This window comes from Pseudomonas fluorescens group sp. PF-69, from assembly GCF_054481235.1.
This window is the reverse complement of the sequence record NZ_JBTMNC010000001.1, coordinates 851,552-874,945: the sequence shown is the minus strand read 5'-3', so window position 1 is coordinate 874,945 and position 23,394 is coordinate 851,552. Positions and strand designations below refer to the sequence as shown.

Below are 23,394 nucleotides of genomic sequence, written 5' to 3'. Positions count from 1 at the left end.
CTAGTGAAGATAAAACCCGCTAAAAGAGCAGTCTCTTTCAATATTTTTTTGATAATCGAGGCTTCAAATGCTGCGTTTCGATGACTTGCAGTTGTTTGTCCGGGCGGCGGACCTGGGCAGTCTGTCGGCGGCCGCGCGGGGTATGGACATGTCGGCGGCGGTGGCCAGTGCCGCCTTGAAACGCATCGAACAGCAGCTCGGCGCCCGCCTGCTGGCCCGTTCAACCCGCAGCTTGCGTCTGACCGTCGAGGGCGAAGGCTTTCTCGAATACGCCCGGGCGGCCCTGAGCAATCTCGACGAGGGCCGGCGTTTGTTGGCCAGCGGGCAGGACCAGGTCAGCGGCGTGTTGCAGTTGTCGGCACCGTCGGACTTCGGTCGCAACCTGTTGTTGCCCTGGCTCGACGAGTTTCAGCGCGAGCACCCGAAACTCACCGTGCGTCTGTTGCTGGGCGACCGCATCGCCGATCTTTTTCGTCAGCCGGTGGACATTGCCTTGCGTTATGGCGAGCCGGAAGACTCCAGCCTGGTGGCATTGCCCATCGCCCCGCAGAACCGGCGAGTCCTCTGCGCTTCACCGGATTATCTGGCCCGGCATGGCGAGCCACGGCAATTGGAGCAACTGGCCCAACACAATTGCCTGCTGTTCATGCTCGGCAGTCGCGTCCACGACCACTGGAGTTTCCACGATGGCAAGCGCGCGGTCAGCCTGACCGTCAGTGGCGATCGCTTCAGTGATGATGCCGACGTGGTGCGTTTGTGGGCGGTGGCAGGGGCTGGAGTCGCCTACAAATCCTGGCTTGATGTGGCGGCCGATGTACTCGCCGGCCGTTTGAAGGTGCTGATGCCCGAGCTGCTCTGCGAGCGCGCACCGCTGAATCTGCTGTGCGCCCATCGCGCCCAACTGAGTAAGCCAGTGAACCTTTTGCGAGAAATGCTGGCCAGCCGATGTGCGCGGTTGAGCAGTCATTTTCCGGGGTTGGCGGGCATCGATCATTAATCGCAGGAAAAAAGCGAAATTTCCCTCAGGAACTATCACCACCAACGCTTCGCGGAGGGCAGGAACCAGGCGCCAACCCGCCTATACTAGCGCTCGCCTCATGTCCGCACCGTCGATCCGAATGGCGAGGCCTCGCTGGAGCCGACCTTGCCCCATATCCCGTCGTCTGCCCTCTGCAACCCTTGTCCGGTGAGGGCTTGAGTGAGCGATGGTTTTGTCCGGTGAATGGCGGTTATCGCGTCTTGGCCGACGACACATTACTGCTCAAGATGTCCCGTGGGCAGTAGACGAAACGATTCAACAGGGAGTGAATACATGGAACATGCACCTTGCATCAGCCAGATAGCCACCTTGCTGGCTGACCCAAAGCGCAGCGCAATGATGTGGGCCTTGATGGACGGCTCGGCACGACAGACCGAAGAGTTGGCGTTGTTGGCGGGTCTGTCACCCTCTTCGGCCAGTGCGCATCTGGGGCGTTTGTCCGCCGGAGGTCTGCTGAAGGTCGAGCCCCGCGGGCGCAAGCGTTTCTTTCGCCTGGCCGCCCCTGAAATCGGAGCGGCGATCGAAGCCCTGGCCAGTGCGACGATTGCCAGCACGCCACAGAATATCCCTGACATTTTCAAACGCACCGCGCCCCTGGCCAAATCGCTGCCGACCCGTTCGCCATTGTTGCGTGCCCGACTTTGCGATGATCATTTGGGCGGCACACTGGCCGCTGACCTGTATCAGCGGTTACTGGATTCAGGCTGGATCGAACAGTTCGATCAGCGTGTCACGATCACGTTCAAGGGTTCGACGGAGCTCGCGGCCCGTGGTGTCTACATCCAGGCACTGGCCCATCGCAACGGCCGGGTCGCGTGCGCATGCCCGGACTGGAGCGAAAGACGTGCTCACCTGGGCGGCTCATTGGGGGCTGCGTTGTTGCAGCTGTTCATGCAATCAGGTTGGTTGAGCCTGGCCAACGATTCGCGGGCCTTGCAGATTACCGCCGCCGGGCAGCGTGAAATTCACCGCTTTGCCAAGGAAACCGAGCTGGAACTGGCGCTCTAGGGCTTTTTCAGGCTGACGTCTGGGGTTGGGGCGCCAGACGTCGTGCAGAAGCCCGGACAGGTCGCATCCAGCAATAACCCTCCATGGCTATCACGCACACTCGAACCGGGGACTTCCTGGATTGGGGGATGCGGTATGGACACACGAAGCTACAGCGCGGCAGAACGTCTGGAACGACTGCCCATCAGCGGTTATCACCGCGTCATTTTCATCATTATCGCCCTGGCGTTTTTCTTCGACTCCATGGACCTGGCGATGATGACGTTCCTGCTCGGTTCCATCAAAGCCGAGTTCGGCCTGAGCACCGCGCAGGCCGGGCTGCTGGCCAGTTCGAGCTTTTTCGGGATGGTGGTGGGCGCGTCGCTGTCCGGAATGCTGGCCGACCGCTTCGGGCGTAAGCCGGTGTTCCAGTGGAGCATCGTGTTGTGGGGGCTCGCCAGCTACCTGTGTTCCACGGCGCAAACGATAGAGACACTGACGTTGTTCCGAATCCTGTTGGGGATCGGCATGGGCATGGAGTTTCCCATTGCTCAGTCGATGCTGTCCGAACTGATTCCGGCCAAACGGCGCGGACGCTACATCGCCTTGATGGACGGTTTCTGGCCGCTGGGCTTCGTCGCGGCCGGGGTGCTTTCCTACTTCCTGCTGCCGGTGATTGGTTGGCGGGATATTTTCCTGGTGTTGGCGGTGCCGGCGGTGTTCGTCCTGGCGATCCGCTTTTTCATTCCCGAGTCACCGCGCTGGCTGGAGCAGGCCGGTCACCATGAGGCGGCGGATACCGTATTGGGGCGTATCGAGGAGCGCGTCAGGGCTTCATTGGGCCATTCGCACTTGCCCGAGCCGATTCGCCTGCCGCAGGTGGCCAGTCAACCGGGCAACTTTTTCTCGGCACTGAGGCAGATCTGGTCGCCGCTGTATCGCCAGCGCACGATGATGATCTGGAGCGTCTGGTTCTTCGCCTTGCTCGGCTTCTATGGCCTGACCTCCTGGCTCAGTGCCTTGCTGCAACAGTCGGGTTTTGCCGTGACTCAGTCGGTGTACTACACGGTGTTGATTTCCCTCGGCGGGATTCCCGGTTTCCTGATGGCGGCCTGGCTGGTGGAGCGCTGGGGACGCAAGCCGGTGTGCGTCGTGACGCTGCTCGGCGGCGGGGTGATGGCGTTTCTTTATGGGCAGAGTGCGGTGTTTGGCGGCAACGTCAGCCTGCTGATCGCCTCGGGGTTGCTGATGCAGTTTTTCCTGTTCGGCATGTGGGCGGTGCTCTATACCTACACGCCGGAGCTGTACCCGACATCGGCGCGGGCCACCGGCTCGGGTTTTGCCTCGGCGATTGGTCGCGTGGGCTCGCTGCTCGGGCCTCTGGTGACCGGGCTGGTGTTCCCGATAACCGGGCAGGGCGGGGTGTTCGCCCTGGGGGCGTTGTGTTTTGCGTTGGCGGCGCTGGTGGTCTGGGTGTTCGGGATGGAGACGCGGGGCAAGACACTGGAGGAATTGAGCGAGCCGGTGTCCATCGGCTAAATGCTGACCCTGTGGGAGCGAGCAAGCGCGCTCCCACATTGGTTTTGCGGTGTGGTTACGGTTTTACCAAACGTGCATCCAGGCTGTTCTGCGCCAACCGCTTGGCCTGGTCCTGGGTCATGCCCAGATCGGTGTACAACGCATGGAAGTTTTCGGTGACGTAACCGCCGAAGTACGCCGGGTCATCCGAGTTCACGGTCACTTTCACGCCACGCTCGAGCATGTCGAGAATGTTGTGCTGCGACATGTGATCGAACACGCGGAGCTTGGTGTTCGACAACGGGCACACGGTCAGCGGGATTTGCTCATCGATGATGCGTTGCATCAGGCGCTCGTCTTCGATGGCGCGCACACCATGGTCGATGCGCTGGATTTTCAGCAGGTCGAGGGCTTCCCAGATGTACTCCGGCGGACCTTCTTCACCGGCGTGGGCGACAGTGAGGAAGCCTTCGCCGCGGGCACGATCGAACACGCGCTGGAACTTGCTCGGCGGGTGGCCCATCTCGGAACTGTCCAGGCCGACGGCGACGAACGCGTCACGGAATGGCAGCGCCTGATCGAGGGTCTTCTGTGCTTGTTCTTCGCTCAGGTGACGCAGGAAACTCAGGATCAAACCGCTGGTGATTCCCAGTTGCTGCTCACCGTCCTTCAACGCGGCGGCGATGCCGTTGAGCACCACTTCGAATGGAATGCCACGGTCGGTGTGAGTCTGCGGGTCGAAGAACGGTTCGGTGTGAATCACGTTCTGCGCCTTGCAACGCAACAGGTAGGCCCAGGTCAGGTCGTAGAAATCCTGGGAGGTGCGCAACACGTCAGCGCCCTGGTAATACAGGTCGAGGAACTCTTGCAGGTTGTTGAAGGCGTAGGCCTTGCGCAAGGTATCGACGTCGCTCCACGGCAGGGCGATCTTGTTGCGTTCAGCCAGGGCGAACAGCAGCTCGGGTTCCAGCGAACCCTCAAGGTGCAGGTGCAGTTCTGCCTTGGGCAGGGCGTTCAGCCAGTCGTACATAGTCTGTTCTCATCAGGTGCAATGGTCGCCATTCTACAGGTGCTCGCTGCAACAATTGGTAAAACCTGACCGAGGGGTTCATCACACCGCTTGCTGTTCCCGTCGATAGGCGTAGGTATCGGCGAAGCGCGAGAGCAGGAACTCGGCGCAGGTGGTGGTCGGGTATTTCGCCGGGTGCAGCTCATCCTGACAGCCGGGCAGGCATTCGATGCGCGTGTCGGGGTGTGGCTCGGCGAAGAACGGCATCGAATAGCGATCCATGCCCAGCGGGCTGATCACCCGGTGTGGCGTCGACAGGTAACGGTCATTGCTCCAGCGCGCCATCATGTCCCCCAGATTGACCACGAACGTGCCTTCGATGGGGGGCGCCTCAATCCATTCGCCTTTTACGTTCCGGACTTGCAGGCCGCCGGCGGCATCTTGATAGAGCAGGGTGATGCACCCGTAATCGGTGTGGGCACCGGCACCTTGCTGTTCGGCGGAACTGGCCGTGTGGCGCGGCGGGTAGTGGATCATCCGCAAGACGCTGACGGGTTCGTTGAAGCGCGTATCGAAAAAGTCGCGTTCGATCCCCAGCGCCAGGGTCATCGCCCGCAACAGCGTTTGCGCGAGGGCCTGCATGTCGAGGTAGTGTTGCTCCATCAGTGCTTCCCAGCCTGGCACTGACGGATGACGATTCGGGCCACGCAGGGGTTTTTCCGCCAACACTTCGGGATGGTCGGCGGGCAGGTGCAGACCCATGTCGAAGGTCTCTTTGAGGTCGCTGGGTTTGCTCGGGTCAAGCTGCTCGGTGGCGATGGCGCCATATCCGCGATGGTGGCGGGTCTGGGTGATGTCGATCTTGAGCTTTTCGGCCGCAGGTTGAGCGAAGAAACGCCTGGCGCTGTCGAGTACGGCGTCGATCCGTGCGGCGCTGATCGGGTGGCCCTTGATATAGAAAAAGCCCCATTCGCGGCAAGCGTGGTCGATTTGCGTTGCGACGTCAGACCAGGCGTTCTGGTCGTCGCTGTAGAGCGGGGCGATGTCGATGATGGGAAGGCTGGTCATGCGATTGTCCTGATGAGTACGCAAACGGGAAAACGCTGGGGAGCCTGTGGGAGCGGGCTTGCCCGCGATGACGTCAGCACATCCTGCATCTTTGTTGACTGAATGTCCGCTATCGCGGGCAAGCCCGCTCCCACAGGGTTTTGTGTTGATCGCTGGATTACTTCGGCATCTCGGCCTTCATGCCTTCCACGTAGTAATTCATCGACGCCAGCTCCGCATTGGTCGCGCTCACGCCCGCCGGGATTTTCTCGACACCGGCCTGATCCTTGATCGGCCCGCTGAAGGGGTGCAATGCACCGCTCTTGATGTCGGCGATGATCTGCTCGGCTTCGGCTTTCACCGGCGCCGGCACCAGGTCGCTGATCGGCAGTTCAACCGTGCCTTCTTTCAAGCCGCCCCAGTAGTCCTGGGATTTCCAGGCATGATCGATCACGCTCTGGGTTGCCTGAATGTAGTGCGGGGCCCAGTCATTGACGATGGACGTCAGCACCGCTTTGGGCCCGAAGTGCGCCATGTCCGAAGCGTAGCCGACGGCATACACGCCACGACGTTCTGCGGCCTGGATCGGTGCCGGGCTGTCGGTGTGCTGGAACACCACGTCCACGCCCTGGTCGATCAGCGCGTTGGCGGCATCGGCTTCCTTGCCCGGATCGAACCACGAGTTGACCCACACCACCTTGATCTCGGTGCCGGGGTTGTACTTGTTCAGGGCCAGTTGAATGGCGTTGATGTCGCGGATCACTTCCGGGATCGGGAACGATGCGACATAGCCGATCTTCTTGGTCTTGGTCATCTTCGCCGCGAGGAAACCGCCGACGTAGCGACCCTCGTAGGTGCGCGCCAGGTAGGTGCCGAGGTTCTTGTCCTGTTTGTAGCCCGTGGCGTGTTCGAAGGTCACGTTGGGAAATTGTTTGGCGACTTTCAGCGTCGGGTTCATGTAGCCGAAGGAGGTGGTGAAGATCAGGTCGTACTTGTCCTTGGCCATGTTGCGGATCACCCGTTCGGCGTCGGCACCCTCGGCGACGTTTTCCACGTAGTTGGTGGTGATCTGCGGACCGAATTTTTCCGCCAGTGCCTTGCGTCCCTGTTCATGCTGATACGTCCAGCCGTGGTCACCGATCGGACCGATATAGACGAAGCCGACTTTCAGCGGGTCGGTGGCACTGGCGGACAGGCTGGCGCTCAGACCGATGGCCGCCGTAATGGCGCAAAGCAGCTTCTTCAACGGACGTTTGTGCATGAATTGGAACTCCATGTTGTTGTGTGGTTGGCAGGGTCAATGCAAATTGCTGACCAACAAGACAACAAAATGGCTCTGAATCGCATACGGCCCTCGCGAGCAAGCTTGTACCCACAACAGCACCGTTAGCCCCGGGGGAGCGGGCTTGCCCGCGAAGAGGCCGGCAGGGCCAAAAAAAGTGCATGGCCTTGTACGGCTGCAATGCGCTGGTGCGTTAAGGTGTTGCGAATTATTAGCGCCGCTTCACAGTCAGTCGCTTATCCGCTCCTTCACGGCAAAAGGCCCGACATGCTCACCGTTCTCAAGCAAGAAACCTTTCTGCTGCTGGCCCTGATTGCCGCGGTTGTTGCCTTCGCGCTGGAGCACTGGTTGCTGCACAGCGGCCAGGCCATCGCACTGACCGGCGGACTGCTGTTGATTGCGTTCATCGTCGCTGCCTCCATGCGCGTCGCTCACCAGGCCGAATTGCTGGCGGAGAAAGTCGGCGACCCCTACGGCACCATGATCCTGACCCTGGCCGCCGTGCTGGTGGAGGTGCTGATCCTGGCGATCATGATGAGTAACGAAGCCTCGAAGACTCTGGTGCGGGACACGATTTATTCGGCGGTGATGCTCGATATCAACGGCATCCTCGGTCTGGCGGCGTTGATGGGCGGGCTCAAACATGGCGAGCAGTCCTACAACGATGATTCGGCGCGAAGCTACAGCGTGATGATCCTTACCGCCATGGGGGTGTCGATGGTGGTGCCGGAGTTCATTCCCGAGGCCAACTGGAAGCTCTACTCGGCCTTCACCATTGGCGCGATGGTGTTGCTGTACGCTTTGTTCCTGCGCATGCAAGTCGGGCCGCACAGTTATTTTTTCAGCTACAGCTATCCGGACAAGCGTCGCAAGAAGGAACCCCTGGAAAGCGAACCGGCACCCATCAACCTGACGTTGTCCATCGGCATCCTGGTGTTCGGGGTGGTGGTGATTGGCGCGCTTGCCGAAGTGATGTCCAAGACCCTTGATCTGGGCCTGGAAGGGACGGGCGCCCCGCCGGTGGTTACGGCGATCCTGGTGGCGGCGATTTCCGCGGCACCGGAGATTCTGACCGCGTTGCGCGCGGCGCTGGCCAACCACATGCAGGCGGTGGTCAACATCGCTTTGGGCGCGTCGCTGTCGACGGTGATTCTGACGGTGCCGGCGACGGAAGCAATGGCGCTTTACACCGGCCAGCCGTTCCAGATGGCCATGACCCCGGGGCAGACCGTGATGATCTTCATCACCCTGATCGTCAGCGCAATCAACCTCAACGATGGCGAAACCAACGCCATCGAAGGCATGACCCACTTTGTGCTGTTTGCGACCTTTATCATGTTGTCGCTGCTGGGACTTTGAATCCCCAACAAATCCCTTGTGGGAGCGAGCCTGCTCGCGATGGTGTGACAGTCAACGTCCATGTCACTGATCCTCCATCGCGAGCAAGCCCGCTCCCACAGGGACGGTGGTCGGATCAGGTCCCGGCGATCAACTGCCGTGCCGCCTGGCTGTGATCGGCAATCAAGCCTTTGAGGTCGAGCCCCTCGACCTGTCCATCAATCACTCGCCATTTGCCACCGACCATCACCCGATCCGCGCGATCCGCGCCGCACAGCAGTAGCGCCGATACCGGATCGTGGCTGCCGGAGAAGCGCAGTTCGTCGAGCTTGAACAGCGCCAGGTCGGCTTGCTTGCCCACGGCAATCTCACCGATATCGGTACGGCCCAACAGGCTCGCCGAGCCTTTGGTCGCCCAACCCAGCACGCGTTCCGGCGTGATCTTCTCGGCACCGTAGCGCAGGCGCTGGATGTACAGCGCCTGCCGGGTTTCAAGCATCATGTTCGACGCATCGTTGGAGGCCGAGCCATCCACGCCAAGGCCGAGCAGCGCGCCGGCATCGGTCAATTCGATGGTCGGGCAAATGCCGGAGGCCAGGCGCATGTTCGAGCTCGGGCAATGGCAAATGCCGGTGCCGGCGGCGCCGAGGCGGGCGATTTCATCCGGGTTGAAGTGGATGCCGTGGGCCAGCCAGGTGCGCGGGCCGAGCCAGCCGACGCTGTCCAGGTAATCCACAGTGCGCAGGCCGAAGCGTTGCAGGCAGAAGTCTTCTTCGTCGAGGGTTTCGGCCAGGTGAGTGTGCAGGCGCACATCAAGCTTGTTGGCCAGTTCGGCGCTGGCGGACATGATTTGCGGGGTCACGGAGAACGGCGAGCAGGGCGCCAGGGCGATCTGGATTTGTGCGCCGTCGCCGCGTTCGTGGTACTCGGCGATCAGGCGCTGGCTGTCGTCGAGAATCACCTGGCCTTCCTGCACGGTTTGTTGCGGTGGCAGGCCGCCGTCCTTTTCACCGAGGCTCATGGAACCACGCGTGAGCATGGCGCGCATGCCCAGTTCGCGCACGCTTTCAACCTGCACGTCGATCGCGTTTTCCAGGCCTTCGGGGAACAGATAGTGGTGATCGGCAGCGGTGGTGCAACCGGACAGCAGCAACTCGGCCAACGCGACTTTGGTGGCGAGGGCGAGTTTTTCCGGGGTCAGTCGGGCCCAGACCGGGTACAGGGTTTTCAGCCACGGGAACAACGGCTGGTTGACCACCGGCGCCCAGGCGCGGGTCAGGGTTTGATAGAAATGGTGATGGGTGTTGATCAGGCCCGGCAGGATCACGTGCTCGCGGGCGTCGAACACTTCATTGCACGGTGCCGAAGGTTGTTGACCGAGGCTGAGCACTTCGACGATTACGCCGTCTTGCAGCACCAGGCCGCCACGGGCATCGAGACCGTTGGCCGTGAAAATGGCGAGGGGATTTTTTAACCAGGTACGGGTCGCAGGCATGTTGGCCGGCTCCTCTGAAAGTGGGGTTCAGGGTTGCCAGCTCAGTGTTGCCCTGTCTGCTGATCCAGGGTCGCCGGGGAGGCGAGGTGCGGAGTTTCGATCAAAACGGCTTTCCCGGCAAGCCTCGTCCGACAGAGCAACCGGCTCCCACAGGGGGTTGTGTGTTACCAGGGAATGGTCTCGCCACGGTAATTCACAAAGTGATGTCCGCCCTTGCCGACATACGCATTCACCTGATCAACCAGACCACGGGTGCTGGTTTCAACGTCGATGTCGGCACCTTCACCGCCCATGTCGGTCTTCACCCAGCCCGGGTGCAGCGACAACACGGTCAGCTTCTGTTCGCCCAGTTGGGTGACGAAGCTGTTGGTCATGGAGTTCAGCGCCGCTTTGCTGGCCTTGTACAGCGCCAGTTCCGGCGCGTCCGGCATGGTCACGCTGCCCAGCACCGAACTCATGAACGCCAGCACGCCGGTGTCCGGCCGGATCTGCCCGACGAAACGCTGAGCCAGGTTGATCGGCGCTACGGCGTTGGTGAAAAACAGCTGACCGACGTCGGCCAGCGTCGCACCGCCATTCGGCGTCTGCACGTCAGGCCCCTTGACCCCGGCATTGACGAACAGCAGGTCGAACACTTCGCCGTTGAGCTGTTGACTCAGTGCGATGACCTGTTGCTGGTCGTCCATGTCGAGTTTCTCGATCCGCACCTTGCCCAAGGCCTGCAAGGCCGCGGCGTTCTGCGGGTTGCGCACGGTGGCGGTGACGTGCCAGCCGTCGGCCAGCAGGGTTTTCACCAGCCCGAGGCCCAGGCCCCGGGAGGCGCCGATGATGAGTGCGGTTTTTGCCGTGGACATGAGGGGCTTCCTTGTTCAGTCGGGGCATGGATTCAGTGGACAGCGTTGACCGAGCCGTTGCTGCAACTCGTTTCGCAGTGCACCCAATTCAGCCAGGCGGGTTTCGATCAGCGTGAGCTTGTCGTGCAGCAATTGCGTGACGGCACTGGCCTGGGCTAATTCACCGATGCGTATCACGACGTCTAAAAGGGGCTTGACCCTGGAGCATACTCCAGGCTTTAGCCTTGTTGCTCCCTGATTTAATGGAGCGACGCCGATGTGGACTTCTACGCAATATCGCCGACTGGTGCGCGGCAGTGCCTGGTATGACTTGATCGTGACCGCTGCGTTCGCCACGCCGTGGAGTTTTGCGGCATTGCATGCGGTGATGGTCAGTGTGAGTCAGGCTTTCGATTTGCCAGGTTCGTTACCACTGTTCGAGCCCGTGCACATGTTGATGGCGAACCTGTTGGGCTCGATTGTGTGCGTGTGGGCGGTGCTGCGGATTCGTGATCCGCAGTTGATATACGGTCGGTATGACGCGGTGGGCCGATTCCTGTTTGCGGCCTGGCAGGCTTATGCCTTGGCCCATGGCGCGAGTTCATTGTTGGTTGTTTTCTTGATTTTTGAACTGGCGTGGGGCATTGCACAGGTTTTGCCTGTGCGGACGCCATCGCGAGCAGGCTTGCTCCCACAGGGTGTGCGTCAGGCACAGTAATTGCGCAAGACGCTGTCAGGTGGGAGCGAGCCTGCACGCGAAGAGGCTCGCTCGGTCACCGCTTAATGCCCGGCCTGCCACGGCTGCCCCAACGACACCGGCGCATACAACCGGGTGCGCACCGCATCCCGGGACAGCAGCACCAGCACCACAATGGTCGCCACGTACGGCAGCATCGCCAGCAGGCTCGACGGAATCGCCAGCCCCAATCCCTGTGCCACCAGGTGCAGAATGCTGGCGAGCCCGAACAGGTAGGCGCCAAGCAGCAGACGCCACACCCGCCAACTGGCAAACACCACCAGCGCCAGGGCAATCCAGCCGCGTCCGGCGCTCATGTTTTCCGCCCACATCGGCGTGTACGCCAGGGACAGATACGCCCCGGCCAACCCGGCCATCGCACCGCCGAACAACACCGCCAATGCGCGCACGCCCAGCACCGGCAAGCCCATGGCACTGGCCGCGTCCGGGTTTTCCCCGACCGCCTGGATGATCAGCCCGATGCGGCTTTTCAGAATCACCCAGGCCACCAGCGCAAACAGGGTGAACGACAGATACACCAGCAGATCCTGAGCAAACAGCATGCGTCCGATCAGCGGAATTTCACTCAAGTAAGGGATCGCCAAGGGTTCGAAACCCGCCAGTGGTTTACCAACCCATGCCGCGCCGACGAAGGTCGACAGGCCCACGCCAAAAATCGTCAGCGCCAGGCCGGTGGCCACCTGGTTGGCATTGAACACCAGCGCCACCAGTGCAAACAGCGAGGACAACAGCATCCCGGCCAGCATCGCCAGCAACACCCCCAGCCACAAGTGGCCGGTACTGAACGCGACGATGAAACCGATCACCGCGCCAAACAGCATCATGCCTTCCTGGCCCAGATTGAGTACGCCGCTTTTCTCGCAGATCAGTTCACCCAATGCCACCAGCAGCAAGGGCGTGCCGCAGCGCACCATGGCGTAGAAAATATTGCTCAGCAGATCGATATCCATCACAGCGCTCCTGCGTGTACGGCGGTGGTGGGGGCGCGGCGGGACCAGCGCAGGTTCAAACGCGGGCGATAGAGAATCAGCACATCACTGGCCAGCAGGAAAAACAGCATCATCCCCTGAAACAATTGCGTGATCGCCTGGGGCAGGTTCAGGCTCATTTGCGCGCTCTCGCCACCGATGTACAGCAGCGCCATCAACAGGCTGGAAAACAGAATGCCGACAGGATTCAACCGACCAAGAAAGGCCACGGTGATCGCCGCGTAGCCGTAGCCGGGCGACACTTGTGGCACCAATTGACCGATCGGGCCGGTGACTTCGCAGACGCCGGCCAGCCCTGCCAGACCGCCGCTGATCAACAGCGCGAGCCAGATCAGGCGCTTCTCGCGAAAGCCGACGAAACCGGCCGCGCGCTTGTCCAGCCCAAGTACTTTGATCTGGAAACCGACAAAGCTTTTCTGCAACAACACCCACACCGCCACCAGCGCGAGCAGGGCGAAATACACCCCGGCATGCACTCGCCCATCCTCTGTCAGCAACGGCAAGCGACTGGCATCGCCGAACATCGCCGACTGCGGAAAGTTGAAGCCTTCCGGGTCTTTCAGCGGGCCATGGACGCAATACAGCAAGAGGTTCAGGGCGATGTAATTGAGCATGATGCTGGTGAGGATTTCATTGGCATTGAAGCGCGTGCGCAACCATGCGGTCAGACCGGCCCATGCCGCGCCGGCGAAGGTGCCGGTGAGCAGGATCAGCACCAGCGCCCAACGGCTTTGCATATCGATGATGTTCACCGCCAGCGCACTGCCGGCCAGCGCACCGAGTAACAGTTGACCTTCGGCGCCGATGTTCCAGATCCGCGCCTGATAGGCCACGGCCAGGCCCAGTGCGCAGAGCAGAATCGGCAAGGCCTTGACCAGCAATTCGGACACGCCATACCAGTCGCTGACCGGCGCGATCAGCAAGGTGTGCAAGGTCAGCAGCGGGTCATGTCCCAGCGCAATGAACAGCAGCGAGCCGCAGCCCAGCGTCAGGACCGCCGCCAGCAATGGCGAGCACCACAGCATCAGGCGCGATTGCTGGCCTCGGGGTTCAAGAGAAAGCAGCATGTGACACTCCGTTAAAGCGTTGCGGATACAGGTGATTGAGGGGCGTCGAAGCGGCCGGCCATCCAGCCGCCGACATCGATCAGGCGGGTGTCGACCGTGGCGCGCAGTGGCGACAATCGCCCGCCGCACAAGGCGGCGAGGCGGTCGCTGATCTGGAACAATTCGTCGAGGTCCTCGGAGATCACCAGGATCGCCGCGCCGGCATCGCGCAAGGCAATCAGCGCCCGGTGAATGGTGGCGGCAGCGCCGACATCAACGCCCCAGGTCGGGTGCGCGGCCACCAGCAGCTTCGGTTGCTGGAGGATCTCCCGGCCGAGGATGAACTTCTGCAGGTTACCGCCCGACAGGCTACGGGCCGGGGTTTGGCTGTCCGGTGTCTTGACCCCGAAGCGACGGATGATTTCTTCGGCCAGCGCTTCGACTTTGCCGCGCTGCACTAGGCCATTACTCACCAGCCCTTGTTGAAAAGCCGTCAACAAGGCGTTATCCGCCAGGCTCAGTTCCGGCACGGCGCCGTGGCCCAGGCGTTCGGCTGGGACGAACGCCAGGCCGCGCTGGCGACGCGCGTCGGGGCGCAAATGAGCAACCGCTTCGCTGCCGAAGCAGATCGTTGTGCCCTCGTCGCGGGTCAGCCGTTCTTCGCCGCTGAGCAAGGCCAGCAATTCGTCCTGGCCATTGCCAGCCACCCCGGCGATGCCGACGATTTCGCCGCTACGCACTTCGAGGTCGATGTTTTTGAGGGAGCAGCCAAAGGGGTCCGGGTTGGGCCAGGACAAACCCTTTACCTTCAAAAAGGCCTCAGCGCCGCGCACCTTTGGATAATCGGTGATCAGTTCTGCGGCCTCGCCCACCATCAACCGCGCCAATTGCGGGTCCGAGCATTCGGCAGGCACGCATTGCCCAGCCACCCGCCCACCGCGCAGTACTGTCGCGCTGTGGCACAGGGCGCGGACTTCGCCGAGTTTGTGGCTGATAAACAGAATGCTGCAGCCCTCGGCGGCGAGCCTGCGCAGGGTGACGAACAAATCGTCGGCCTCCTGCGGGGTCAGCACCGAAGTCGGTTCGTCGAGGATCAGCAGGCGGATGTCCTGCATCAGGCAGCGAATGATTTCCACCCTTTGCCGTTCGCCGATGGAGAGGCTGTGGACAAGTCGTTCCGGTTCCAGCGCCATGCCATAACGCTGTGAGACTTCACGGATCTTCGGTTCTAGTTGTTTCGGCGTGCCAGCCGCCGCGCCCATGGCCAACGCGATGTTCTGCGCCACGCTCAGGGTCTCGAACAACGAGAAATGCTGGAACACCATGCCGATCCCGAGGCTGCGCGCCTGAGCCGGGTTACGCATGGTCACGCGTTGTCCCTGCCAGATCAGCTCCCCCGCATCGGCGTGGACGACGCCGTAGATGATCTTCATCAGGGTACTTTTGCCCGCGCCGTTTTCGCCGAGCAGGGCATGGATTTCGCCCGGGGCGATGCTCAGGTCGATGTCATCGTTGGCCAGGCAGCCAGGGTAGCGCTTGCTGATGCTGCGCAGTTGCAAGCGAGGCGCTTGAATGGGATGTGGCACGGGATTGGGCATGACAGGCTCAGTGCTATGGACTTGTGCCTGTGGATAAAGCAATTTTCTGGCCATTGGGTCAGGAAATTTTCAAACCGCCATGAGTCAAGGCGTTGCGCAGGCCGCTTCGCTGGGAGTGGTCCCGAATTCGGCACCACTTGAGGGCAACGCCTTTGATCGGGCTCCGCTTTCGCTCGGCAGCCTTTGATCAAAAAATGAGCAGTTGAGCGCAAGCCGTGTCCGGCATGGTGCGGCAGCGGCCATGAACGGGTTATCCACAGATTGCTCCACAGTATTTGTGCGCAAGCTCAAAGGGAGGGCATAAGCGCGCGACGGCTATCTTCTAAAGGTGATAAACCGCTCTAACTATTTGTTTTTACGTGGATTTGGCGTTTTCAATGTCGAATTGGACGAAAAGTGAGCAAAGCCCTGAAAGCCGCATGACAGAAGGGTTACAGCAGAATGTGCTCAGGTTATCCACAGTCGGGTGCACAGCTGATGTGGGCAAGTATGGAATATGTGAGAAATCGGCGCGCCCCAAAAAAATGCAGGCCTCAACGCTGCAACAAAATGCGTCCGCGACTCAAATCGGCGAGCTGCGATTGCAGGGTATCAATCTGACTTGCACCGACCGCCAACTGCAGTTCCACGCCATTGGCCGTGAAGTTTTCCTCCACCACCAGACCACCGAGTTCCGCAACCCGCAGCTTCACCAGGGCCAATTCACTAAACGCGCAGGCACAGCTCAATGGCACCCGACTGATCAATTCGATCTTCGGTGCTGGCTGCAGGCATTTGTTCGCACCGCCGCCGTACGCCCGGGCGAGTCCGCCGGTACCGAGTTGAATGCCGCCATACCAACGAATCACCAGCACCACGACCTGGTCGCAATCCTGCGCTTCGATCGCCGCCAGAATCGGTCGGCCAGCCGTGCCGCCCGGTTCGCCGTCGTCGGTGCTGCGGTATTGATCGCCGATTTTCCATGCCCAACAGTTGTGCGTGGCATTCAAGTCGCTGTGTTGTTCGATGAACGCCTGGGCTTCAGCGGGGCTGGTGATCGGTGCGGCGAAGGTAATGAAGCGGCTTTTGCGAATCTCTTCGCGGTATTCGCAAAAACCACTGAGGGTAAATGGCATAGGTGTCTTAAATAGTCGGAGTCAGGCCGCAGCCCTTGAGGATGATTCGGATCAGGTTGTTGCCGGCGTCTTCCATGTCCTGCCTGGTCAACTTGCTGCGCCCGCTGACACGGCAAATCTGGGTGGCGAAGTCGGCGTAATGCTGGGTGCTGCCCCACAGCAGGAAGATCAGGTGCACCGGATCGACCGGGTCCATTTTGCCAGCATCGATCCACGCTTGAAACACGGCGGCCCGGCCCTGGAACCAGCTGCGATAGTCCTGGTTGAAATACTCGGTCAGGCATTCGCCACCGCTGATGACTTCCATGGCGAAGATGCGTGACGCCTGCGGTTGACGCCGGGAGAATTCCATTTTGGCGCGGATGTAGCGGGTCAGGGCTTCAGCCGGATCGTCCTCGGCGGTCAAGGTGTTGAAGGTGCTGTCCCACAATTGCAGGATGTTACTCAGCACCGCCACGTACAAACCGAGTTTGTTGGTGAAGTAGTAATGCAGGTTCGCCTTCGGCAACCCGGCATTCAGGGCGATGGTGTTCATGCTGGTGCCTTTGAACCCGTGACGGGCGAACTCGTCTTCGGCGGCTTTGATGATGGTCTCTTCGTTCTTCTGACGAATGCGGCTGGCGGGCTTTCCACCGTGGGCTGGGACTTCAAAGGTCATAGGCACTTCCGGACAAGTGGGTGGGTGCATCCAGTGCGTTGATAGCGCACCCATGGGCTTCAGACAAGTCCCGTCGCAGGATTTGCGTTTGTTCAGCGCGTGGCGGCCAGGCTTTCGAGGAAGCTTTCCAGCACCAGATGAGGGCGACGGCCCTTGCGCGTGACCGAGGCGAGGCTCAGGTCATAAAAGCGCGCGTTGGGTTTCAGGGCGCGTAACCGGCCTTGTTGCACCCAGAGGCTGGCGTAGTGGTCCGGCAAGTAACCGATGTAGCGCCCGGTCAGGATCAGGAACGCCATGCCTTCGCGGTCGGAGGCACTGGCGGTGCAGTTGAGCGCCTGATAATGGGCCTGGATTTCTGCCGGCAAACGAAAGGTCGGCGCAATGGCGTCCTGACTGTTCAGGCGTTCATCATCCAATTGTTTGTCATCGACATAGAACAGCGGATGGCCAACCGCGCAGTACAGCAGCGAGCGTTCGCTGTAGAGCGGTTGATATTCCAGTCCCGACAGCGCGCTCGCCTGCGGCACCACGCCGACATGCAGGCGACCGTCGAGTACACCTTGTTCCACCTCGTTGGGTGCGATCATGCGGATCTGGATTTGCACGTCCGGGCCGCGCTCTTTCAATTGCGCGAGCGCGTGGGTGATACGCATGTGGGGCAGGGTGACCAGGTTGTCGGTCAGCCCGATGGTCAATTCACCGCGCAAGTGCTGGTGCAGGCCGTTGACCTCGGTGCGGAAGCTTTCCAGTGCACTCAATAGCTGCAACGCCGATTGGTAGACCTCACGCCCTTCCTCGGTCAGGGAAAAGCCGGCGCGACCGCGTTGGCACAGGCGCAGGCCGAGGCGCTGTTCCAGGTCGCTCATTTGCTGGCTAATGGCCGAACGACCGATGCCGAGCACGCTTTCAGCCGCGGAAAAGCCGCCACACTCAACCACGCTGCGAAAAATCCGCAACAGGCGGATATCGAAGTCGCTGACTTGAGCCAGTGGATCGGGACGGCGAATGCTCATGCGGGCTACTCGAATGTTTAGCGGTTGGCAGACTGAAGGTTACAAAAGTTGCATTTCACCGACTTTATCGCCGTGGCAACTTAGCTGCAACAACGGTTTTCAATCCCTACGCCGCTTATTGCCTTGCGAGGTTTCGCTCATGAACTTGCCCGAAAACGCCCCGACTTCTCTGGCCAGCCAGCTCAAGCTTGATGCTCACTGGATGCCATACACCGCCAACCGTAACTTCCAGCGCGATCCGCGTTTGATTGTCGGCGCGGAAGGCAGCTGGCTGATCGACGACAAGGGCCGCAAGGTTTATGACTCGCTGTCCGGTTTGTGGACCTGCGGCGCCGGGCACACCCGCAAGGAAATCCAGGAAGCAGTCGCCAAGCAACTGGGCACCCTCGATTACTCGCCGGGCTTCCAGTACGGCCACCCGCTGTCGTTCCAGCTGGCAGAAAAAATTACGGATCTGACGCCGGGTAACCTGAACCACGTGTTCTTCACTGACTCGGGTTCCGAGTGCGCCGATACCGCCGTGAAGATGGTGCGTGCCTACTGGCGCCTGAAAGGCCAGTCGACCAAGACCAAGATGATTGGCCGTGCCCGTGGCTACCACGGCGTGAACATCGCCGGCACCAGCCTCGGCGGCGTGAATGGCAACCGCAAACTGTTCGGCCAGGCAATGATGGACGTCGATCACTTGCCGCACACGTTGCTGGCGAGCAATGCCTTCTCCCGTGGCATGCCGGAGCAGGGTGGTATCGCCTTGGCAGACGAACTGCTGAAGCTGATCGAACTGCATGACGCGTCGAACATCGCAGCGGTATTCGTCGAGCCAATGGCCGGCTCCGCTGGCGTGCTGGTTCCGCCACAGGGTTACCTCAAGCGTCTGCGCGAAATCTGCGATCAGCACAGCATTCTGTTGGTGTTCGACGAAGTGATCACCGGTTTCGGCCGTACCGGCAACATGTTCGGTGCCGACACTTTTGGCGTGACCCCGGACCTGATGTGCATCGCCAAGCAAGTCACCAACGGTGCGATCCCGATGGGCGCGGTGATTGCCAGCTCCGAGATCTACCAGACGTTCATGAATCAGCCGACCCCTGAATACGCGGTGGAATTCCCGCACGGCTATACCTATTCCGCACACCCGGTGGCGTGCGCTGCGGGCCTGGCGGCACTGGACCTGTTGCAGAAGGAAAACCTGGTGCAGAGCGTGGCCGAAGTCGCACCGCATTTCGAAAATGCGTTGCACGGTCTGAAGGGCACCAAAAACATCATCGATATCCGCAACTTCGGCCTGGCCGGTGCGATCCAGATCGCTCCGCGTGACGGCGACGCCATCGTGCGTCCGTTCGAAGCGGGCATTGCGCTTTGGAAAGCCGGGTTCTACGTGCGTTTCGGCGGCGACACCCTGCAGTTCGGCCCAACCTTCAACAGCAAGCCGCAAGACCTTGATCGTCTGTTCGACGCGGTGGGTGAAGTGCTGAGCAAAATCGACTGATTTCTCCTTCTATATAGATACATACAACGGGCGCGCCGATTGGGGCGCGCCTGTGGACAACTTTTCAGGAGCTTCCATGAGCGTTATTCCGCATTTGATCAATGGCGAACTGGTGACCGAGAACGGTCGCGCGGTTGATGTGTTCAACCCGTCCACGGGGCAAGCTATCCACAAGCTGCCACTGGCGACCCGCGAAACCATCCAGAGCGCTATCGATGCTGCCAAGGCTGCGTTCCCGGCCTGGCGCAACACGCCGGCGGCCAAGCGTGCCCAGGTGATGTTCCGCTTCAAGCAACTGCTGGAGCAGAACGAATCCCGCATCGCTCAACTGATCAGCGAAGAACACGGCAAGACCCTGGAAGATGCTGCCGGTGAACTGAAGCGTGGCATCGAGAACGTCGAGTTCGCTTGCGCGGCACCGGAAATCCTCAAGGGCGAGTACAGCCGTAATGTGGGTCCGAACATTGATGCCTGGTCCGACTTCCAGCCGCTGGGCGTGGTGGCCGGTATCACCCCGTTCAACTTCCCGGCCATGGTGCCGCTGTGGATGTACCCACTGGCGATCGTGTGCGGCAACTGCTTCATCCTCAAGCCTTCCGAGCGTGATCCGAGCTCGACGCTGCTGATCGCACAGTTGCTGCTGGAAGCCGGCCTGCCGAAGGGCGTGCTGAGCGTGGTGCACGGCGACAAGACTGCGGTGGACGCACTGATCGAAGCGCCGGAAGTCAAAGCGCTGAGCTTCGTGGGTTCAACGCCGATTGCCGAATACATCTATTCCGAAGGCACCAAGCGCGGCAAGCGCGTCCAGGCGCTGGGCGGGGCGAAGAACCACGCGGTGCTGATGCCCGATGCGGATCTGGACAACGCCGTCAGCGCACTGATGGGGGCCGCTTATGGTTCCTGCGGCGAGCGTTGCATGGCGATTTCGGTAGCCGTTTGTGTTGGCGACCAGGTGGCGGATGCGCTGGTGGCCAAACTTGTACCGCAAATCAAGGCATTGAAAATCGGTGCTGGCACCTCTTGCGGTCTGGACATGGGGCCGCTGGTCACAGGTCAGGCGCGCGACAAGGTCAGCGGTTATGTTGAAGACGGCGTTGCAGCCGGCGCGAAACTGGTGGTTGATGGCCGCGGCCTGAGCGTGGCCGGTCACGAGGAAGGCTTCTTCCTGGGTGGCTGCCTGTTCGATAACGTCACCCCGGAAATGCGTATCTATAAAGAAGAGATCTTCGGGCCGGTACTGTGCGTGGTTCGAGTGAACAGCCTGGAAGAAGCCATGCAACTGATCAACGATCACGAGTATGGCAACGGCACCTGCATCTTCACCCGTGATGGGGAAGCGGCGCGGTTGTTCTGCGATGAGATCGAAGTCGGCATGGTCGGCGTCAACGTGCCTTTGCCGGTGCCAGTGGCTTATCACAGCTTCGGTGGCTGGAAGCGTTCGCTGTTTGGCGACCTGCATGCTTACGGTCCGGATGGCGTGCGCTTCTACACCCGTCGCAAGGCCATCACTCAGCGTTGGCCGCAGCGTGCGAGCCACGAAGCGTCGCAGTTCGCATTCCCTAGCTTGTAAGTAGAAGGGGATAAAAGGCCGACCCATTGGGTCGGCCTTTTTGTTTTCGGGGCTTTTTTGACCTGTATGACAGATTTATGAAGATAGGGGTTGACGGCAGATTCTGGAAGCCTATAATTCGCCCCACTTCCGGCGCAGTCGAAACTGAAAACTCCTTGGAATACAATGAGTTACGAAGTTTTCGGCAGCAAGTTGCTTCAGGTTATCGAAGCGCGAAGGAAGTTGAAAAAGAGGTGTTGACAGCAGCGAGTAACGCTGTAGAATTCGCCTCCCGCTGACGAGAGATCGAAGGCGCAAGTGGTTGAAGTTGTTAAGGAATCCTTGAAAACTTCTGAAAATAATCACTTGACAGCAAATGAGGCTGCTGTAGAATGCGCGCCTCGGTTGAGACGAAAGATCTTAACCAACCGCTCTTTAACAACTGAATCAAGCAATTCGTGTGGGTGCTTGTGGAGTCAGACTGCTAGTCAACAGATTATCAGCATCACAAGTTACTCCGCGAGAAATCAAAGATGTAGCCAACGATTGCTGAGCCAAGTTTAGGGTTTTCTCAAAACCCAAAGATGTTTGAACTGAAGAGTTTGATCATGGCTCAGATTGAACGCTGGCGGCAGGCCTAACACATGCAAGTCGAGCGGATGAAGAGAGCTTGCTCTCTGATTCAGCGGCGGACGGGTGAGTAATGCCTAGGAATCTGCCTGGTAGTGGGGGACAACGTTTCGAAAGGAACGCTAATACCGCATACGTCCTACGGGAGAAAGCAGGGGACCTTCGGGCCTTGCGCTATCAGATGAGCCTAGGTCGGATTAGCTAGTTGGTGAGGTAATGGCTCACCAAGGCGACGATCCGTAACTGGTCTGAGAGGATGATCAGTCACACTGGAACTGAGACACGGTCCAGACTCCTACGGGAGGCAGCAGTGGGGAATATTGGACAATGGGCGAAAGCCTGATCCAGCCATGCCGCGTGTGTGAAGAAGGTCTTCGGATTGTAAAGCACTTTAAGTTGGGAGGAAGGGCAGTAAATTAATACTTTGCTGTTTTGACGTTACCGACAGAATAAGCACCGGCTAACTCTGTGCCAGCAGCCGCGGTAATACAGAGGGTGCAAGCGTTAATCGGAATTACTGGGCGTAAAGCGCGCGTAGGTGGTTTGTTAAGTTGGATGTGAAAGCCCCGGGCTCAACCTGGGAACTGCATTCAAAACTGACAAGCTAGAGTATGGTAGAGGGTGGTGGAATTTCCTGTGTAGCGGTGAAATGCGTAGATATAGGAAGGAACACCAGTGGCGAAGGCGACCACCTGGACTGATACTGACACTGAGGTGCGAAAGCGTGGGGAGCAAACAGGATTAGATACCCTGGTAGTCCACGCCGTAAACGATGTCAACTAGCCGTTGGGAGCCTTGAGCTCTTAGTGGCGCAGCTAACGCATTAAGTTGACCGCCTGGGGAGTACGGCCGCAAGGTTAAAACTCAAATGAATTGACGGGGGCCCGCACAAGCGGTGGAGCATGTGGTTTAATTCGAAGCAACGCGAAGAACCTTACCAGGCCTTGACATCCAATGAACTTTCCAGAGATGGATTGGTGCCTTCGGGAACATTGAGACAGGTGCTGCATGGCTGTCGTCAGCTCGTGTCGTGAGATGTTGGGTTAAGTCCCGTAACGAGCGCAACCCTTGTCCTTAGTTACCAGCACGTTATGGTGGGCACTCTAAGGAGACTGCCGGTGACAAACCGGAGGAAGGTGGGGATGACGTCAAGTCATCATGGCCCTTACGGCCTGGGCTACACACGTGCTACAATGGTCGGTACAGAGGGTTGCCAAGCCGCGAGGTGGAGCTAATCCCATAAAACCGATCGTAGTCCGGATCGCAGTCTGCAACTCGACTGCGTGAAGTCGGAATCGCTAGTAATCGCGAATCAGAATGTCGCGGTGAATACGTTCCCGGGCCTTGTACACACCGCCCGTCACACCATGGGAGTGGGTTGCACCAGAAGTAGCTAGTCTAACCTTCGGGAGGACGGTTACCACGGTGTGATTCATGACTGGGGTGAAGTCGTAACAAGGTAGCCGTAGGGGAACCTGCGGCTGGATCACCTCCTTAATCGACGACTCAGCTGCTCCATAAGTTCCCACACGAATTGCTTGATTCATTGAAGAAGACGATAGAAGCAGCTTTAAGCTCCAAGCTGATAGCTCACGCTAACAGTTACGCGCTCGAAATTGGGTCTGTAGCTCAGTTGGTTAGAGCGCACCCCTGATAAGGGTGAGGTCGGCAGTTCGAATCTGCCCAGACCCACCAATTTTGTATGGGGCCATAGCTCAGCTGGGAGAGCGCCTGCCTTGCACGCAGGAGGTCAACGGTTCGATCCCGTTTGGCTCCACCATTAACTGCTTCGAAACGTTTGAGAGTTTAGAAATGAATATTCCGATGTGAATATTGATTTCTAGTCTTTTGACTAGATCGTTCTTTAAAAATTTGGGTATGTGATAGAAAGATAGACTGAACGTTACTTTCACTGGTAACGGATCAGGCTAAGGTAAAATTTGTGAGTTGCTCTTTATTGAGCGGCGCGAATTTTCGGCGAATGTCGTCTTCACAGTATAAC

At 59.7% G+C, this 23,394-nt stretch carries 18 protein-coding genes, 2 tRNA genes, 1 rRNA gene and 1 pseudogene; 10 read left to right on the top strand and 12 right to left on the bottom strand.

Annotated elements, in window-relative coordinates; translation table 11 throughout:
- The first annotated feature begins 67 nt into the window (after positions 1–67).
- The 3 genes from ACX3YF_RS04000 (at position 68) to ACX3YF_RS03990 (ending at position 3,565) form a co-directional block, all read left to right on the top strand.
- Positions 68–997, top strand: a complete 930-nt coding sequence (locus tag ACX3YF_RS04000) for a LysR family transcriptional regulator (protein WP_130206490.1) — start codon at positions 68–70, stop codon at positions 995–997.
- Positions 998–1,312: 315 nt separating this feature from the next.
- Complete coding sequence (locus ACX3YF_RS03995; protein WP_103403229.1) at positions 1,313–2,047, top strand: ArsR/SmtB family transcription factor; 735 nt, start codon at positions 1,313–1,315, stop codon at positions 2,045–2,047.
- 135 nt (positions 2,048–2,182) lie between these two features.
- Positions 2,183–3,565, top strand: a complete 1,383-nt coding sequence (locus ACX3YF_RS03990) for an MFS transporter (protein WP_458973437.1) — start codon at positions 2,183–2,185, stop codon at positions 3,563–3,565.
- 55 nt (positions 3,566–3,620) lie between these two features.
- On the opposite strand, the gene ACX3YF_RS03985 is transcribed toward ACX3YF_RS03990, so the two are convergent.
- From ACX3YF_RS03985 to ACX3YF_RS03975, 3 genes are all read right to left on the bottom strand, one after another.
- The gene (locus ACX3YF_RS03985; RefSeq protein WP_103403227.1) at positions 3,621–4,574 is read right to left on the bottom strand and encodes an adenosine deaminase; all 954 of its coding nucleotides are present in this window, start codon (positions 4,572–4,574) and stop codon (positions 3,621–3,623) included.
- 81 nt (positions 4,575–4,655) lie between these two features.
- Entirely contained in the window at positions 4,656–5,621 is a 966-nt protein-coding gene (locus tag ACX3YF_RS03980; protein WP_458973436.1) for a 2-oxoglutarate and iron-dependent oxygenase domain-containing protein, read from the bottom strand.
- A 157-nt stretch (positions 5,622–5,778) separates the two neighbouring features.
- Complete coding sequence (locus ACX3YF_RS03975) at positions 5,779–6,861, bottom strand: BMP family ABC transporter substrate-binding protein (RefSeq protein ID WP_458973435.1); 1,083 nt, start codon at positions 6,859–6,861, stop codon at positions 5,779–5,781.
- 288 nt (positions 6,862–7,149) lie between these two features.
- Here ACX3YF_RS03975 and ACX3YF_RS03970 point away from each other — a divergent pair, with 288 nt between their 5' ends.
- Entirely contained in the window at positions 7,150–8,241 is a 1,092-nt protein-coding gene (locus tag ACX3YF_RS03970; RefSeq protein ID WP_448645751.1) for a calcium:cation antiporter, read from the top strand.
- 115 nt (positions 8,242–8,356) lie between these two features.
- On the opposite strand, the gene ACX3YF_RS03965 is transcribed toward ACX3YF_RS03970, so the two are convergent.
- The 3 genes and pseudogenes from ACX3YF_RS03965 to ACX3YF_RS03955 all read right to left on the bottom strand — a co-directional run.
- Positions 8,357–9,715: an 8-oxoguanine deaminase gene (locus tag ACX3YF_RS03965; RefSeq protein WP_130206512.1), complete on the bottom strand. Its 1,359-nt coding sequence runs from the start codon at positions 9,713–9,715 to the stop codon at positions 8,357–8,359.
- 164 nt (positions 9,716–9,879) lie between these two features.
- Positions 9,880–10,569, bottom strand: a complete 690-nt coding sequence (locus tag ACX3YF_RS03960) for an SDR family oxidoreductase (RefSeq protein ID WP_130206514.1) — start codon at positions 10,567–10,569, stop codon at positions 9,880–9,882.
- Between the two features lie 15 nt (positions 10,570–10,584).
- A pseudogene (locus tag ACX3YF_RS03955) lies at positions 10,585–10,716 on the bottom strand (MerR family transcriptional regulator); the annotation flags it as partial.
- Positions 10,717–10,825: 109 nt separating this feature from the next.
- Between ACX3YF_RS03955 and ACX3YF_RS03950 the strand changes: the two are divergent.
- Positions 10,826–11,266: a hypothetical protein gene (locus ACX3YF_RS03950; protein ID WP_130206516.1), complete on the top strand. Its 441-nt coding sequence runs from the start codon at positions 10,826–10,828 to the stop codon at positions 11,264–11,266.
- A 62-nt stretch (positions 11,267–11,328) separates the two neighbouring features.
- On the opposite strand, the gene ACX3YF_RS03945 is transcribed toward ACX3YF_RS03950, so the two are convergent.
- The 6 genes from ACX3YF_RS03945 to ACX3YF_RS03920 form a co-directional block, all read right to left on the bottom strand.
- Positions 11,329–12,255, bottom strand: a complete 927-nt coding sequence (locus tag ACX3YF_RS03945; RefSeq protein ID WP_448645752.1) for an ABC transporter permease — start codon at positions 12,253–12,255, stop codon at positions 11,329–11,331.
- Positions 12,255–13,361, bottom strand: coding sequence for an ABC transporter permease (locus tag ACX3YF_RS03940; RefSeq protein WP_196587065.1), 1,107 nt, complete (start codon positions 13,359–13,361; stop codon positions 12,255–12,257). The genes ACX3YF_RS03945 and ACX3YF_RS03940 overlap by 1 nt, the downstream gene beginning before the upstream one ends.
- An 11-nt stretch (positions 13,362–13,372) precedes the next feature.
- On the bottom strand, positions 13,373–14,938 hold the full coding sequence (locus ACX3YF_RS03935; RefSeq protein ID WP_130206521.1) for an ABC transporter ATP-binding protein: 1,566 nt from the start codon (positions 14,936–14,938) through the stop codon (positions 13,373–13,375).
- Between the two features lie 533 nt (positions 14,939–15,471).
- Positions 15,472–16,053 carry an IMPACT family protein gene (locus ACX3YF_RS03930; protein WP_458973434.1) on the bottom strand — a complete coding sequence of 194 codons (582 nt, stop codon included), beginning with the start codon at positions 16,051–16,053 and terminating at the stop codon, positions 15,472–15,474.
- Between the two features lie 7 nt (positions 16,054–16,060).
- Positions 16,061–16,711, bottom strand: a complete 651-nt coding sequence (locus ACX3YF_RS03925; protein ID WP_047537145.1) for a TetR/AcrR family transcriptional regulator — start codon at positions 16,709–16,711, stop codon at positions 16,061–16,063.
- Between the two features lie 92 nt (positions 16,712–16,803).
- Positions 16,804–17,724: a LysR family transcriptional regulator gene (locus ACX3YF_RS03920; RefSeq protein ID WP_047537148.1), complete on the bottom strand. Its 921-nt coding sequence runs from the start codon at positions 17,722–17,724 to the stop codon at positions 16,804–16,806.
- Positions 17,725–17,863: 139 nt separating this feature from the next.
- Between ACX3YF_RS03920 and aptA the strand changes: the two genes are divergently transcribed.
- The 5 genes from aptA (at position 17,864) to ACX3YF_RS03895 (ending at position 23,172) form a co-directional block, all read left to right on the top strand.
- A complete protein-coding gene (aptA, locus tag ACX3YF_RS03915) occupies positions 17,864–19,213 on the top strand; it encodes an omega-aminotransferase AptA (protein ID WP_090328818.1) in 1,350 nt (449 codons plus the stop codon).
- A 76-nt stretch (positions 19,214–19,289) separates the two neighbouring features.
- On the top strand, positions 19,290–20,783 hold the full coding sequence (locus tag ACX3YF_RS03910) for a CoA-acylating methylmalonate-semialdehyde dehydrogenase (RefSeq protein WP_090465112.1): 1,494 nt from the start codon (positions 19,290–19,292) through the stop codon (positions 20,781–20,783).
- A 569-nt stretch (positions 20,784–21,352) separates the two neighbouring features.
- Positions 21,353–22,889 (top strand): 16S ribosomal RNA (locus ACX3YF_RS03905).
- A 121-nt stretch (positions 22,890–23,010) separates the two neighbouring features.
- Positions 23,011–23,087: transfer RNA gene (locus ACX3YF_RS03900), tRNA-Ile, on the top strand.
- A gap of 9 nt (positions 23,088–23,096) precedes the next feature.
- A tRNA-Ala gene (locus ACX3YF_RS03895) sits at positions 23,097–23,172 on the top strand.
- The last annotated feature ends 222 nt before the right edge of the window (positions 23,173–23,394 follow it).

What these genes read in the sequence shown, in the direction of transcription:
- ACX3YF_RS04000 (WP_130206490.1), top strand. Translation starts at nt 68, where the DNA reads ATGCTGCGTTTCGATGACTTGCAGTTGTTTGTCCGGGCGGCGGACCTG.
- ACX3YF_RS03995 (WP_103403229.1), top strand. Translation starts at nt 1,313, where the DNA reads ATGGAACATGCACCTTGCATCAGCCAGATAGCCACCTTGCTGGCTGAC.
- ACX3YF_RS03990 (WP_458973437.1), top strand. Translation starts at nt 2,183, where the DNA reads ATGGACACACGAAGCTACAGCGCGGCAGAACGTCTGGAACGACTGCCC.
- ACX3YF_RS03985 (WP_103403227.1), bottom strand. Translation starts at nt 4,574, where the DNA reads ATGTACGACTGGCTGAACGCCCTGCCCAAGGCAGAACTGCACCTGCAC.
- ACX3YF_RS03980 (WP_458973436.1), bottom strand. Translation starts at nt 5,621, where the DNA reads ATGACCAGCCTTCCCATCATCGACATCGCCCCGCTCTACAGCGACGAC.
- ACX3YF_RS03975 (WP_458973435.1), bottom strand. Translation starts at nt 6,861, where the DNA reads ATGCACAAACGTCCGTTGAAGAAGCTGCTTTGCGCCATTACGGCGGCC.
- ACX3YF_RS03970 (WP_448645751.1), top strand. Translation starts at nt 7,150, where the DNA reads ATGCTCACCGTTCTCAAGCAAGAAACCTTTCTGCTGCTGGCCCTGATT.
- ACX3YF_RS03965 (WP_130206512.1), bottom strand. Translation starts at nt 9,715, where the DNA reads ATGCCTGCGACCCGTACCTGGTTAAAAAATCCCCTCGCCATTTTCACG.
- ACX3YF_RS03960 (WP_130206514.1), bottom strand. Translation starts at nt 10,569, where the DNA reads ATGTCCACGGCAAAAACCGCACTCATCATCGGCGCCTCCCGGGGCCTG.
- ACX3YF_RS03950 (WP_130206516.1), top strand. Translation starts at nt 10,826, where the DNA reads ATGTGGACTTCTACGCAATATCGCCGACTGGTGCGCGGCAGTGCCTGG.
- ACX3YF_RS03945 (WP_448645752.1), bottom strand. Translation starts at nt 12,255, where the DNA reads ATGGATATCGATCTGCTGAGCAATATTTTCTACGCCATGGTGCGCTGC.
- ACX3YF_RS03940 (WP_196587065.1), bottom strand. Translation starts at nt 13,361, where the DNA reads ATGCTGCTTTCTCTTGAACCCCGAGGCCAGCAATCGCGCCTGATGCTG.
- ACX3YF_RS03935 (WP_130206521.1), bottom strand. Translation starts at nt 14,938, where the DNA reads ATGCCCAATCCCGTGCCACATCCCATTCAAGCGCCTCGCTTGCAACTG.
- ACX3YF_RS03930 (WP_458973434.1), bottom strand. Translation starts at nt 16,053, where the DNA reads ATGCCATTTACCCTCAGTGGTTTTTGCGAATACCGCGAAGAGATTCGC.
- ACX3YF_RS03925 (WP_047537145.1), bottom strand. Translation starts at nt 16,711, where the DNA reads ATGACCTTTGAAGTCCCAGCCCACGGTGGAAAGCCCGCCAGCCGCATT.
- ACX3YF_RS03920 (WP_047537148.1), bottom strand. Translation starts at nt 17,724, where the DNA reads ATGAGCATTCGCCGTCCCGATCCACTGGCTCAAGTCAGCGACTTCGAT.
- aptA (WP_090328818.1), top strand. Translation starts at nt 17,864, where the DNA reads ATGAACTTGCCCGAAAACGCCCCGACTTCTCTGGCCAGCCAGCTCAAG.
- ACX3YF_RS03910 (WP_090465112.1), top strand. Translation starts at nt 19,290, where the DNA reads ATGAGCGTTATTCCGCATTTGATCAATGGCGAACTGGTGACCGAGAAC.